Source organism: Pontibacillus yanchengensis (assembly GCF_009856295.1).
In the GTDB taxonomy this organism is placed as follows: Bacteria; Bacillota; Bacilli; order Bacillales; family BH030062; genus Pontibacillus; species Pontibacillus yanchengensis_A.
Genome location: NZ_WMEU01000002.1, coordinates 229,386 through 244,003, shown reverse-complemented (window position 1 = coordinate 244,003; position 14,618 = coordinate 229,386). Strand labels below are relative to the sequence as shown.

Here is a 14,618-nt window from a genome sequence, read left to right as displayed (position 1 = left end):
ACCCAACATTTTTTTACAAAAATCACGTTAAGAAGCGCCAAACGTATAAAATACCTAACGAATGGCGCTTACATAGCTATTTTGTCATTTCAATTATACGAAAAAATAGAAAAAATAGATAGTGTTATGGGTAGGTATTTTTGTAGGAATGCTCCAAAATATTGGGCTGGAAGGCGCATGATAGTGGAATCTACTATAAGAAAATATTTATTACCGGTACCCTATCTATTTTAGTGAAACAAACTTGATAGCAGATTAAAATATAACAAGGTACTTCTTCCTTATCTTTTATCTACTATACTTACGCTTATAAAATCATTTTTTTACTGTTGCTTCTTGATTTCTTTTTTCAATTCAATAATAAATGTGTCTTTCTCAAAATGTTGCTGTACCTTTTCAACTTCTTTATTAAGACCTTGTATTGAAAATTCTTTCTTTTTCACTTCTTTAGATATATCCTTTAAACTTTCAGAAGCGAAGTTCTTTTTTACAATCTCATTATCTTTAACTTCATAGTAATTTGAATACTCTCCTAGAATCCAATAAGTGTTATCCTTGTTTCTAGCTTCATTTAAGAATAAAAGTAATTCATCTCCCTTTTGAAATGGTTCAATATTATTAACAACTACTTCATCCGTACCAGCTTGTAAAATTATTATCGAACCTTTTCCTTTGAGCGAATTTTTACCTTTATAGATTTCTTGTACGGTAGAATCAAATATTGTTTTTGGAAGATTTCCACCAACTTCTCCTCCAGTTGAGTTAATTTTCACTCTAGCAATTAACTCCGCTTCTTTTACAGATTCTTCAAAAGTATAACCCTTGACCTGAGCATTAATTTGTTTCACTTCTTTTTGCTCGCCATTTGAGGAATTTTCTTCTTTAGAACTAATATTGGGTTGGCTTTTCCCTTTTTGCATCTCTGTATGGATATTATTAAAACCTAAAGTATAAATGCTACAAGTATATTAACTAAAAGAATATACTTTAATTTATACATTTTAAGCGACCCCTTTTTGAGTTAGTTCTAGCAAGATTAATGAGCATTACATAGAGCTTTTCATAAACATTTAATTTAATATTAGAATAACAGGTTAATACGACTTCAGGCATTTAAAGAATCAGAAAAATTTAGAACGTAATTCTAACAACATATGTCAAAACATGAAAAAGCCCTCACTTAATACGTGAGGGCCGAAATTTCTTACATCCTGATTACAAATACATTACAAATACCCTTTCTCTTTCAGGGAAACAAACTTACGATCTCCTATAACGATATGATCTAGCACTTCAATACCTAACATCTTGCCACATTCCGTTAATCTTCGGGTTACATGGATATCTTCTTGAGATGGGGTGGGATCACCTGAGGGGTGGTTGTGAGCACATATGATGGAGGCTGCGGAGCGTTTAACCGCTTCTTTGAAGACTTCTCTTGGGTGGACAATGGAGGCGTTTAAACTCCCGATAAAAATCGTTTGGCGGTGAATGACTTGGTTTTTCGTATTGAGGAAAATACATACGAAATGTTCTTGATGTAGATCACGCATTTCTTCCATGACAAAGTCTGCGCCATCTTCTGGACTTTTAATAATGTAACGTTCACTCGGCTTATGATTATGAAGACGCTTCGCTAATTCTAATGCGGCTAAAATCACCACTGCCTTCGCTGTTCCAATGCCTCGAATGGCTGTCAGTTCCTCAATCGTTGCATCTCGTAATAACATCAAGCCTTCAAAGTGAATCAATACACGTTGTGATAAAGAAATAACAGACTCATTTTTCATCCCACTGCCTAATAAAATAGCTAGCAACTCTTGGTTTGATAGATGCTTAGCCCCCAGTTGGATCATCCGTTCACGTGGTCGATCTTCCCGGGGGACATGTTTAATTAGTACAGAGGTTTCAGACAAACCATCGCCTCCCTGGCGCTTAATTCCCTGTTACCTTATGTTCTGGTTGCGAAAGGTTTGGAAAAATACCGTATGAACGTAGAGAACGGACTACACGAGAAAGTGGTAGACCTACAACATTGTAATAGTCACCTTTTATTTCTTTTACGAAGATAGCACCACTGGATTGGATACCATAACCTCCAGCTTTATCATAAGGCTCTTCGGAATCTAAATACTCGTTAATCTCATCCTTTGTTAATGGCCAGAATTCTACTGTCGTTTTTTCAACGAAGCTGGTTTCTTGTTCTGAAGAGCGAATCGTTACGCCCGTGTAAACCTTATGAATATTCCCACTTAGCGCGGATAACATGTCAAAGGCTTCCTTGCGAGATTTAGGCTTACCTAATACGTGATCTTCAAAACTGACAACTGTATCCGCACTTATAATCACTTCGTTATCGACCGAAAATGGTACTGAACGGGCTTTTAACTCCGCTAACGTTTGAACATAAGCACGTGGACTGCGACACGTCATCTTGGATTCATCTACATGTTGCTTTCGAATTTCATATGAAATGTTCACTTGGTCTAGTAACTCTTTTCTTCTTGGAGAAGAAGAAGCTAAAATTAATTGTGTCATACTAACCATCCTTTATTAACTAAGTTGTGTAGGGAAACAGGGTATATACATCATAACGCCCATATGTTGCCAACTGCAAAGCCTTATAAGGAAAAATTACATAATTTACACTAATTTAAAACTGCATTATTGTTATAGCGTTTTCAAAAAACTATCTTCATCAATGATACAAAATAGAAAGACAAGCTATATGATAACTTGTCCTTCTTTATTTTATGAAGAAGATTTTTTTATAAACTGTTCATAGCTAAACCATATTTTTAATAAATCTCGCTGCATCTCCCACAAGGAAGAGGTACTTTTGGATGACTGAAATCGCTGGCTAGATGTATGCAGTTGATCCATGCTCGTTGCTAAAATCGATGTTTTTTCCGTGGCTTCACCAGGAATTGATTTTTTCCAATCTGTTATTTGGGAAGCTATATTCGCAATGTCCCCTTTGCCACTATCAATTTGCAACGCTACCGGAGCTAAAAAGGTAGACCAATGATTCATTCCCTTCTCTATCCATTTCCCTTCACTTTGGGCAGCCTTCACTTCCTGGCCAGTCACACTCCAGTCTTTGACAAATGTATCGAATCCTTGCGCTTTTAGGTATGTGGCGATTTTTTCCCCTTCTTCTTTTGAAGGTGCTACACCCGCAAATAAATAAAACTGCTTATCGCGTTCCCATATATAACTAGTAATTCCTTTAGTAGATAAATCACTCTGCCAAGTAGTTGCTTTATTCTTCGTTGAAAAGATTCCAGCCTGCACGACAAACGCCTTCATTGTTGGAAAAGAATACATTTGCTTTTGGCCACTGGACGCTGGCTTCGAATTATTTGTAGTTTGATTATTGGATTGTACCGATGTCGACGCCGGACTAGCCTCACTACCTGGTGATTGTTGTGCCTCCAATCCAGAAAATAACCGCAACATGACAAACCCTAAAATAATTCCAACAAAAACAGCTGACATGCCAGCCATTACTAAATGCTTCCATGATCCAGGAAATTGAAGCTTTTTACGTTTTAAAGGATATGCCCTCTCTAGTACTGATAAGTTCATGCCAGATGAAGGTTTTTGTCCTTGCTTCTCTTTATTTTGTTGATGTTTCTGCTTTTTCTTCTCTTGCTCCTCCATCCAATCTTCAATAGCAGATGCCTGTTCATCCTGGGCAACTTGTATATCCTCGTGAACCTGCTCGTCCTTATCTAACTCATCGCGATTGAGGTACGTATGTTCACCGTTGATGCGAATGGATATCTTTTTGGAATTGTCCACGCTTTCCCCTCTTTTCTCACTAGGTTTGTTTAACCCTATCATATTACCGAAGAAAAGAAAGACGAGTTTTGTCATCTACCATTCCTCTCTTTTCGGCAAGGAATGGCATAAACTACGAACAAAAGCGAAAGCGTCCATTTAACGACATACGATGACAGGCGATGTAAACTTATCGTATAGGGCTAGGAAAGTCACACTGAGCTCAGAAGATAGACATGTAAGAGACACCACATGAACTAATACTCTTAATATGAACAAAAGCGAAAATATCCTACCTCATTCTCCCTTCACACTTATGAAATCCAATAGATTTAATCCCTCAAGCTATAAAACGAAAAAGATATATCTATCTGATTTCTATTAAAAAACCTACTCACTAGGAGTAGGTTAGGAATTATCCTCATTGTTCGTATCGCTATCGTCACTATCTTCTTCTTGATCCTCAGCGTTCAAAAGAGGGTTATCTTTATAAGATGGATCCCCGTAATGATATTGAGGTAGTTCATCTTGCAAAATACTGTTGGATTTGTCATAAAATGTGGAGACAGTAACTGTATAATCCAGTAATTGCGTTTCATTCTCTTGTGCTTCTTCTACACGAGGCCCTTCAAATGAAATGGACGTAATATCGATCATTCTCGGCAAGTCCTTTAACTCTTCCAAAAAAGCTAACAAGCCCTCAAATTCTGGAGACTGCACAGATACTTGGAACGTCATCTCGTTCACCATTATCTTCTCAGCATCTTCTATAGGCTGATTTGGCTGAGGGTCTACCTCTTGACCTGCTTCTTCTGGAGTTTCAGCCTGTTCTTGATCAGCGTTAGAAGACGTTGAAGAATCGTTGCTTTTTTTCTCATTCGGTATAGGAATGTCAACTTCTTCAGCACCATCCTGAGCAAAAGAGGTAACAAGACTCTCTGAAGCATTCTCAGCTCGTTCAAGCGCAATAAAAAATTGATCCATAACAGGTAAGACCGGCAACTTAAGCTGTGTTTCACGAGACGTGTTATTGAGGGAAGCAGAATTTGCAGATGTTTCTTTTTTTTCTTGCAGGGTCGCTAATATCTTTTGTTCCATCTCTAAAGAGGACTCTGTTTGCTTCACTTGCCCCTCAAGTGGTTCGATTAGCTGTTGATTCATAAATGTCAGCAACAAGATCGTTACCAATACCACAGCTACAAGAATGAAAATATGCGGTCGTTTCCATTCAATCTTCATTCTCATCAAGCTCCTTTTCCCATACCTCTTCATCGACCACAAACGAATAATTAGCTATGTAACGCGGAAGTAAATTTGTCGAGCTTTGCTCCTCTTCCTTACTTTCCGTATCCATACTAACAAGAAGTTCTTCTAAATATGTTTCATGTTCCAGAGCATTCGTGTATTTTGCAATTTCCTGCATACTATCAAATTGAACATCTATAGAGATATCGCCAGCATCCTCGTATGAATATGTTAAAAAGTAGCCCTCTTCTGGTAACAATTCAATTAGTCGTTGAAGGAAATCTACAGAAGGAAAAATGGTTGATTGAACATACCCAACTTTTTCTTGTAAATTTTCTCGAGCCACTTGCTTTTCATCTTGTTTTGATTGTTGAAGAATCTTCTGTTCATTCTGCACCATCGAAATTTGCTGCTCTATTTCTTGTTGCTCTTGTTTTAAGCTCTGTTGTGTAGTGTAAAGATAAAGCATAGAGCTGCTCAATAACACGATAGCCAATAATAATATAAGTAGTGGAACCATATTTCGTTTTTCTTTTTCTTCTAAAAGATTAATCTCGACCATGGTTAAAAAGCTCACCCCTTTTGTATAGTGGGAGAGATGATTACTCTTTTAATGAAAGTCCAGCTGTTTCTGCCAACAGGTCTGGAATTTCAACCCCTTCCTTTGTATAGATGTCCGAAATATTCAAGTGTTCAACTGGTACTGAAAAACGCTCTTCGCATTGTTGTCGAATCATATCCATTTGTGGAAAATCACCAGAGAGTAGAACCTTAGTAATGCCAGCTTTCCCTTTCGTTACGGAAAAACGATAGAAATTCATGATTCGTTCTATCTCTTGCACTTGATCATGTATGTAAGCATCAATATCCTGTTGTTCTCCATGCCACTCCACAGCAGTAAATGCTTCCTCATTTGATTTAAATAAGCTAGCATCTAGTGGTGTTTTCATATGCTGGATAAACACTGGCCTTTCATCATGAAAGACGGTCACCACACATCCATCGACATTCCACTGAATAGATAGTAGATGTTCGTCTTCTTGCACTTGTTCAAAATATTGATATAAGCGAAACAGGGATAAGGAAGACAAATCTGCTGCTTGAGGCTTAAGTTTTGCCTCTTGAAAGATAGATTCATAGGTTCTAATTTGTTCCTCTGGATAGGCAAATAAAAGTATATGTTGATGCTCTTCCTCTTGGTACAAGTAATGGTAATCAAATACTGGATCTTCAAAGGGTAGATGAAGATCCTCCCCTAGTTTCATGTACAAGTACCCTTTTACTTCATCATGCTGAAGATCAGCTGGAATCTTGTATGGACGAATTACTACAGAGGAATCTGGGACACAAAAATAGAGTTTCTTTCGTTTCCAATTGTAGGTTTCCACTAATTCCTCGATAATCGACGTAAGAACAAAGATATCTTGTACCTTTCCCTCTTTGATAATTCCAGAAGGAAGCATTTGTTCACCAACAAATTGAATATCCTCCAGACTTGCCTGATCATTATAACAAAACCTTATGACATGGTCTTTTATTACCATATTCACACGATGTTTCTTTGGTTTTAACGGCTTTAACGAAAAACGCATAAAATCCCTCACCTAATTAGCGTAGTCAAATACCACTCGATGATGATGTCGCCAAAAAAATACGCCACAATTGAACCAAGAATAATATATGGTCCAAATGGTACCGGATTTTGTCGCTTAATGACACCTAATGCTAATAATACCCCACTAATCAACGCTCCGAAAAGGGTGGATAAGAAAAAAGCCAATAAGGTCGCCTTCACACCTAACACGATGCCAAGCACCCCAAACAGTTTCATATCCCCTGCCCCCATACCACCTCGACTTACAATAATAATAAGCGCAAGCAATCCAGCTCCGATAAAAGCACCTAATATAGAAGAATACCAAGGTTGTAGAGGTTCAAGCACTCGAAGAAGTATAAAAATGGGGAGAAAAAATAGAAGAATGCGGTCCGGAATGAGCATATACTTCATATCCGAAACAAACAAAATCATAAATAAAGACATTAAACAAAGTGATACAATAAGCTCAAGCGACGTTCCAAATACAATATAACTAAAGGCAAATAAAATCCCTGTACTAAGCTCAACAAAAGGATAAAACATCGAAATACGAGCATGACAGGATCTACACTTCCCGCCTTGCATCACATAGGACAAGACAGGAATTAACTCAAACCAAGCTAACGTATGCCCACAATTCGGACACTTCGACCTAGATGTTAAAAAGTCTTCGGATTGAGGAACCCGAAGACCAATAACATTATAAAAGGAGCCGAAGATTAGGCCGAGAGTGAAAATTGAAATAGTTGTATAAATTAACATTTAATTTGTAGTTGTATCAGAATTTTCTAAGTTTTTTACAGTCTTAGCATCAATATAGGTTGTTCCACTATCAACTTCTTGTAATGTTGCTGTATAGGTATCTGCAGAATCATCACTATATGATACCTCTACAAAACTAGCAGAACCATCGTAACCATCCCCAACAGGATCATTTGGAACACTTTCCATGTACCCTTCACTTACTAAAGTATCAAGTGTATATTTATCATCAGTAGTCTCTAATCCATTAGCATACGCTAGTCTTGAAGCTTCAATCATGGCAATAGCATTACCTTCATGAGCATCATCCTTAGTATTACTAATAATATTCCCTATCGCCGGAACAGCAATCGCTGCAATAATACCCAAAATAACAATAACAGCTAACAATTCAACTAATGTAAAACCCTTCTCGTTTCCGAAACGCTCTCTTAATTTCTTTAACATGTCCATCTCCCCTTTTTCTTTTATATCGTCAGTAGGCTGGTTCATTTCAATACTATATGTAAATCATTTCTAAGAAAATAAACCCCCACTTCTTTATACCTAGTTCTATTATATTAACTTTCGGGACATATTGAAAGAAAATAGTACATGTTCTAACAAAATTATTCCTCATGTTACAGAATCTTAATAAAATTATTTAGCTTTCGACCTATAGTAAGCTATAATTATAGTAGATTGATTTATTATCAGGAGAAGTTGGGAGATGAATAGATGAGAAAAAAGTTCTATAACCAGCAGGCAGGCTTTACGTTGGTTGAAGTACTGGCTGCCATTGCGATTTTTTCCGCTGTTACGACCATCTTCTTAGGTATATTTCTTCAATCCTTCGATTATGTAAAAGGAAACCAGAGCAAGAGCGTTGGCATTCATGCTGCCCGAAATGCAGTACTCTTTATGGAATCACAGGATTTTGAAACAGTTGAAGGGTATGTAGGTCAAACACTTGAACCTTCTAAATGTGAACAGTATACAAGTTTATTTAAAGATGATCAGTGCTCTACTTTCTTAAATCCTACCATCAATAATATTGAATATGAGGTTGAAGTAACCATTCAACCTTATAATGTAGAAGACATGGGTATTCCAGAAGATCATAATCGAATTGAAAAAGTATTAGAGCAAATTGAAAATCAAAATGAAGAACAAGATAACCAAACCAAAGTATCTAACTTAATCATACGAACAGAGGCAACCATTGATTGGAAGGAGGGAAACAATGCCAGAACATCCTCTTCAGTCACGGGATTCGTCATTCATGAATCGATTCGTTAAGCTTAAAAACGCGAGAGGATTCACATTAATTGAACTACTCGCCACGATGGCATTATCAACACTAGTGATAGGTTTAATTGGATCAACTATATTTTTCGGACTAAAAACATACAACCAAGCCATAACAGAAAACCAATTACGAGATGAAGCAAACTATTATGTGACTAGAATCTTACGAGAAATCTACGAATTTTCTCCAGACTATATCGAGAATATGGATGATGAAACAGGCATCATAGCTCATACATTTCAAGATGTTTCTGTTACCAATAAGGGATTAATACGCTCCACCAAAGGAGAAAAAGCCTCTAAATCATTAGATATTCGTTTAATCAAAGATCAACAATCCAATACATATCAAGTTGAAATAACCGGCCCCTACACCGATGATGACAATAAAAACTCCTATATTATTGACGCAAGTAGTTCCGTGAATATCAGCAACAGCGAGGATGGGCAAGTACCTTCCATCCAAGCTAATTTTTTTGCTCAGGAAAGTAATGACACGTATCAAGAAACAGGTATAATCTCAATTAATTTATACCTATCCAAAAATTCTATTGGTCCAGTAGGCATGCAGAGTTCATTCGGATTCTAATGTTCTGTTAGCAGAAAGGATGTGAATAGGTGTTTAAAAATGAAAAGGGTTCAGCGCTCCTTTTTGTATTATTAATGGTCGTCATGTTTTCCATATTAGGTCTATCTGTCTTAGGGGCTACGGTTTCTGGTGGAAAACGAACAGAGTTGCAAGAAGATCAAGTACAATCCATCCATGAAGCAAAAAAAGCAATCCAACAAGGTGTCGTACTAATTCAATCTTATTTTGAAGATTATAGCTTAAAAGAAATGGACGACTACCAAAATGATATAGATGACTTTAACAACCTTGAACTTTCTTATGATGGTACAAACACAGAAGTCCGTTACACGATTCAGAATGTGACAGATGAGGAAACAGACATCAATACAGATACGAACTATACTAGAGTGTTTGAAATAACTTCTAGAGCAGAAGTAGATGGTACAGGTGGTGCACCTGCACAAGTACATGAATTTAGTAAAAGGATCTATTTATCCGCAACGCCCACAGCACTACAAAATGGCATGGGAGCTAAGAAAACGTTACAGTTAAATGGCAGTCCTGAAATCTCTGGAAATGTTTATGCTTCTGTTTTAAATCTATCCAAAGAAGGATATTATGAATTTGGAAGTACACGACCTAACTTTAAAACGAAATTATACCCGATTATACAACCACTTAACACTGAGACAATCCAACAGCAACAAGCCATAGTATCCATTGCCGACAAAAATAGCTTTCAAACTGTCAACAATAACGAAGAATTCTTAAATCAAGAAGCCTCAAATTTTGCTTTAGAAAATATCTCAGTTGATAAATACCAAGGAATAAATGTCGCCGAAACATTTAATGATAAGTCTTCCTCCTACAAACCAGAATATGATAAAGACCATTGTGTCGACGTTGATCCATTCGGCAATATCAAAGGAGAGAATGGGAAGGTGCTTCTCAAAAATGGGAAGGTCATGGGTGAAGATGAAACTATCAACGAATATATCGTAAGTACACAATGCCCTGGAGTTCCAAATAAGATTAACAAATTCATGTTATATGATAGTGAGAACCTCTTAGGTGAAGACAGCTGGTTATATGTAGAAGGTAATATTGACATTATTGGTTCAAGAGAAGGTATTCCTGAAGGAGAGATTATGAAAATTGAGCAAAACCTTCTTGTGGACGGGAATCTATTCATAGATGGAACGATACAATTTAATTCTGCCACATACACAACTGGGACAAGTGAAATTTATAATTCTAACATTATCGGTAAAGAGGATGAGCAACTAGCATTATTTAGCCAAGACAATCTCATCATTTCTCGTATCAATGAGTTTGAGGATCCCAGCGAAGATCAAAGTACTCTAAAAGCCTTCTTTTATAGTGACAAAAATATTGATTTGTACGCAGTTGGTTCCTATATTCATATTAATGGCGGCATCTTTTCCGGTAACAATTTAACCGCAAATGCTACAAGAGGAAACATATACCTTAATGATGTAGAAGATGGGAATAATATATTAGGAGAGGCTACAGGAAATCCTCGTCTGCAAATTGAATATGATCCCACCATCGTCTTTAATAAATCACAGGCGTTACCTCGTGTAGAACGTTTGCAAGTCTACTCCAACTCCTTACAGGAAAAGAGCTACAATTCAAATTAAAAAGAGCACCGAATCGTTGATTCGGTGCTCTTTTACGTATTCTTAGTTACCATCTATTCTGTACTTCTGAATCTCGAACCACATTGATGGTAATGGTAGCTGTCTTTCCATTCGGCATCTCTACCGTGAAGTCTGAGTGCCCAAGTTTCTTTGCTCTTACTGTGAACCTATTATTAGATAAGATAGAGGGATTCTGTACTTTCCATTTCTTAACTGCATCATTTACGTTGTTAGCAGGCTCAATGACAAACTCACTAGAGAAGTCTCTTGTTGAACCAATCTGCATTGTATAGGTATCATCTTTAAAGCCAATGGATGTTGGCTCTTTGAGTTTAACCGTTACAGGTACAGAAGCATTCAGACCTGAAGGTGTTCTTACAACTAAGTTCACCGTTCCAGGTTCTCTTGCAGTTAGTACTGATCCATTCTGATTCACATTGCCATTATTACCCGTAACAGACCAGGAGGAAATAGATTTATCTACATTCTCAGAAGGTGTAAACACTACTTCATCTGAAAAGTCTCTATCCTCTCCAACGAACATCACATAACCATCATCTTTAAAATCAATACGTGTTGGCTGTTTGATTTTAGATTCTACGATAAAGGACACTTGTTTAGAGGCATCTGCGAAGCCACCTTGAGCCTGTACCACTACTTTTTGGTAATCTGGATTTATATTTCGAGTGGTTTGATAGGTATTGCCTTCCGTTAATGTACCAGATGTTAATTCTTGACCATTTTTATCATAGATTGTGTAGCTATACTCTACATCTTCTTTAGGGGTAATCAACTGATTCAATTGTTGACCGAAAGTGAAGATATCTCCTGTATAGGAGTACGTAGGTATTTCACCATAAGGCACAACCGATTGATTACCATCATCACCCTCTACAAAGATCGTTGGTTCAAGCTTAATTCTTTTTGTCGTTCCATCAAGATAGGTAATGACAATTTCGCGTTGGTCATTCGCGAATTGCATATCTGTTACTAACCCATCGTAAGGCTTGGTGTTTCCAACAAATTGTTTTGATCCTTCATTAGATCCAGCTAATTTCGTAATAACGCCATCCTCTAATGTCTTATATAAAGTATAGTTGTTTGATGTAGCTTTTTCTAATAACACTTCATAGGAAATCGTTTCTTCAGGCTTAGCAAGTGTATTCATTAAGGAACCGGAACTGCTATCTTCATAGCGAACTTCAGCGGAAGGTAGCTTTGTATTGACAGCAGCAATTGCTTTTAAGTCAAGCTTTGCTTGTAACTCATTTGGATCAAATTGCAAGGAACTATTATTTTGATAGATAAGCTTCGTAGGTTGTTTAGCGTATTTGTCCTTCCAAACGCTGTTGCTTGTTAGCTCTTGGATATATGTTGAACTCCCATCCTCGAACACCATTTCTACACTAATATCCTCATCGAGGTTATTGTTTGTTCTAAACTGAAGTCTCCATGGCTCATCAGCGTTTTGTTGATTGTTAATAAGTGTGATTTGATCAAACCCATCTGAAATACGATCGGCTTCAAAACTTTCTGATAATTGAAGTTCTTCTGAGTTCGTATTGACAGTTCCATTATACGCAATAGATTGGGATAATGGTACTTTCGCGTAACGAACTCCTTCTTCTTCTATAACTTCAATGCTAGAATCATTCAGCGCAATCCCCTCAGGTAGTGGCTGGTAGATCATAATATTAGAAAGAATCCCTTCTCCTAGTCCATTTTTAGGGATTAAAGAGTAGTTAACTGTAAATTGATTATCTTCAATTAGATTACCATCACTGGACCTTTTCTTTTTCAACTGACTAACGTTATCAGGATTTTCAAATTCTGCCGCTCCACTAAAAGTAGGAGCTTCTTTCTCAGAAACATTCATTGTAAAGGATGGGTGATTCACCGTCTGAACATCTCCATCTAAATCCTTGTACGTTAATGTTACATCATCAAAGGTATACTCTCCTGCTTGACTAAAGGTTAAAGGTAAATCATACGTAAACGAAGGTTTCATATTCCCATCTTCATCAAATTGAACGTCTTTCATGTTCACGTTCGCATAACCGTCTTCCACCGTAGCATTCGAACCAGCTTTTACAGCTACATTATCAGGAAGTTTTACGTTCAAGCTTATTTGAGATAAAGCTAATTGGTTAATATCTTGACTAATCTTATTGATTTCAGAATTAATAAATTCAGTGGTAGCTTGAGAGGCATATGCTCCAGTAGAAGCTGATAGTTCTTCAAGCAAATTCATATCCACATTCTCTTTTTGTCCAAACCCTATCGAATACAACTTTATTTTGTTAGCTGCTAGTTTTTCTACTTGTTCGTTGATATGATTTCGAATACTTTCTTGCACTTGCTCTAGAGTAAATCCTCCGCGAGGATACCAATTATCATACAATTTAACCTGAACACTCGTGGAATTGTTTGTATAAATGGTATAACGATGAAGAGCTTCTACTGTATGTTCTTCATCTTCACAGCGCCAATCCCAAAATGCACAATCATTCGTCGTATATCTTACTGTATCGTAACCTTTTGATTCAGTAGGTTCACCATCCGTTAGGAAGATAATACTTTTATTACGGTCCGATCCTTTTAACAGCTCATTTGCTTTCTCTAAGGCTTGCGTGTAGTTTGTACCACCATTTGCATAGAGGTCTTCGGAGAATGAGCGAATAGAATTCAAATCTTTCGTTAAATCAAGATAATCTTCTCCGCGGCCCCCTACTTTACCTACGTCAGTCGAAAACGGAATAATTGCAAATCGATCATCAGGGTGCCCGTTCGTTTCAAACTCGTTTATGGCATTGGCAAAGGCTTCCTTAGCGTCCCTTAACTTCGAGCCATCATTCATGGAACCAGACACATCAAAGATAAACGCAACATCAATTGGTTGTCGTCTGGAAGCTTGTAATGCTCCTTCTGTCAGTAATTCAATATCTACATTACCTTCCGCGGGGCCATTTACTGGTTTAATAATATTATCGTTACTAGGAGTTACATTCACATTTAGAGATGGAGAGCCTTGGTTTTCGTTGTTATTGTTATCGTCATCATTATTACTAGAATCATCATCAGAATCTGAGTCATCGTTTTGGTCAGAGTCAGAAATATGCTGTGCGTAAATGCCATTCCCTTTTTGTGTACATGCTTCTTCATGTACATAGTCAGGCTTACTACCTTCATAGTGTAACGTGCCTCTCACACAAATCTTACTTTTACTACCATTAAATGCAAATAATTGACTCCCTTTTATATAAGCATCATTTTCTACTATAAATTCTGTGTTTCCTGAAATATCGGCACCGTTATAAAAATAAGTATCTTCTTTTACAGTTATGTCAGTATTTCCACTAACCATGAGTCTTTCATAAAAGTAAGCATCTCCATTTATATCAAAGTTTGTATTTCCGCTAATGGAAACTGATTTCAGAAAAGCAACAGATTGACTGGAGATAGTTGGATTACCTGAGATTCTCACATCATTACTAAACTTCAAATCTTGATCTGTACTATATTGCATAGGCTTATAATCAGTCATTTGATATAAAGGAGACTCCTTCATATCATTAATTACTTCTTGTTGCGTTTTTTCAGCATCTACTTGTCCCGGTAGGTACATCACCGTGAACATGATAACAAGAGGAAGAATTATTAATATATGAAGATATCCTATTCTAATTTTCACCCTGACAGTCACCTCCAATAA

Annotated in this window: 13 protein-coding genes; 3 read left to right on the top strand and 10 right to left on the bottom strand. The window is 37.0% G+C overall.

From position 1 onward, the window contains the following. Positions 1-323: 323 nt before the first annotated feature. The 9 genes from GLW08_RS08350 to GLW08_RS08310 all read right to left on the bottom strand — a co-directional run bounded on the left by GLW08_RS08350 (position 324) and on the right by GLW08_RS08310 (position 7,834). Positions 324-920, bottom strand: a complete 597-nt coding sequence (locus GLW08_RS08350; RefSeq protein WP_160848137.1) for a hypothetical protein — start codon at positions 918-920, stop codon at positions 324-326. Between the two features lie 306 nt (positions 921-1,226). Next, entirely contained in the window at positions 1,227-1,916 is a 690-nt protein-coding gene (gene radC, locus GLW08_RS08345; protein ID WP_272917066.1) for a RadC family protein, read from the bottom strand. Positions 1,917-1,935: 19 nt separating this feature from the next. Then, positions 1,936-2,538: a Maf family protein gene (locus tag GLW08_RS08340; RefSeq protein WP_160848136.1), complete on the bottom strand. Its 603-nt coding sequence runs from the start codon at positions 2,536-2,538 to the stop codon at positions 1,936-1,938. 213 nt (positions 2,539-2,751) lie between these two features. After that, positions 2,752-3,879, bottom strand: coding sequence for an SPOR domain-containing protein (locus GLW08_RS08335; protein WP_160848135.1), 1,128 nt, complete (start codon positions 3,877-3,879; stop codon positions 2,752-2,754). 312 nt (positions 3,880-4,191) lie between these two features. Then, positions 4,192-5,022 (bottom strand): hypothetical protein, encoded by an 831-nt coding sequence (locus GLW08_RS08330; RefSeq protein WP_160848134.1) that lies wholly within the window; start codon positions 5,020-5,022, stop codon positions 4,192-4,194. Further along, positions 5,012-5,590: a hypothetical protein gene (locus GLW08_RS08325; protein ID WP_160848133.1), complete on the bottom strand. Its 579-nt coding sequence runs from the start codon at positions 5,588-5,590 to the stop codon at positions 5,012-5,014. Before GLW08_RS08325 ends, GLW08_RS08330 begins: the two co-directional genes overlap by 11 nt. 40 nt (positions 5,591-5,630) lie before the next feature. Continuing rightward, positions 5,631-6,620 carry a type IV pilus biogenesis protein PilM gene (gene pilM / locus GLW08_RS08320; RefSeq protein WP_160848132.1) on the bottom strand — a complete coding sequence of 330 codons (990 nt, stop codon included), beginning with the start codon at positions 6,618-6,620 and terminating at the stop codon, positions 5,631-5,633. 8 nt (positions 6,621-6,628) lie between these two features. Continuing rightward, positions 6,629-7,387 (bottom strand): prepilin peptidase, encoded by a 759-nt coding sequence (locus GLW08_RS08315; RefSeq protein ID WP_160848131.1) that lies wholly within the window; start codon positions 7,385-7,387, stop codon positions 6,629-6,631. Further along, positions 7,388-7,834 (bottom strand): prepilin-type N-terminal cleavage/methylation domain-containing protein, encoded by a 447-nt coding sequence (locus GLW08_RS08310; protein ID WP_160848130.1) that lies wholly within the window; start codon positions 7,832-7,834, stop codon positions 7,388-7,390. It abuts the gene before it with no gap. Positions 7,835-8,104: 270 nt separating this feature from the next. On the opposite strand from GLW08_RS08310, the gene GLW08_RS08305 reads away from it, so the two are divergent. The 3 genes from GLW08_RS08305 to GLW08_RS08295 are packed head-to-tail and all read left to right on the top strand — an operon-like array spanning position 8,105 to position 10,906. Next, on the top strand, positions 8,105-8,665 hold the full coding sequence (locus GLW08_RS08305) for a PulJ/GspJ family protein (RefSeq protein WP_160848129.1): 561 nt from the start codon (positions 8,105-8,107) through the stop codon (positions 8,663-8,665). After that, positions 8,610-9,263, top strand: coding sequence for a PilW family protein (locus tag GLW08_RS08300; RefSeq protein WP_160848128.1), 654 nt, complete (start codon positions 8,610-8,612; stop codon positions 9,261-9,263). The genes GLW08_RS08305 and GLW08_RS08300 overlap by 56 nt, the downstream gene beginning before the upstream one ends. 29 nt (positions 9,264-9,292) lie before the next feature. Continuing rightward, positions 9,293-10,906, top strand: coding sequence for a hypothetical protein (locus tag GLW08_RS08295; RefSeq protein ID WP_160848127.1), 1,614 nt, complete (start codon positions 9,293-9,295; stop codon positions 10,904-10,906). Positions 10,907-10,952: 46 nt separating this feature from the next. On the opposite strand, the gene GLW08_RS08290 is transcribed toward GLW08_RS08295, so the two are convergent. After that, the gene (locus tag GLW08_RS08290; protein ID WP_160848126.1) at positions 10,953-14,597 is read right to left on the bottom strand and encodes a VWA domain-containing protein; all 3,645 of its coding nucleotides are present in this window, start codon (positions 14,595-14,597) and stop codon (positions 10,953-10,955) included. Positions 14,598-14,618 lie beyond the last annotated feature (21 nt).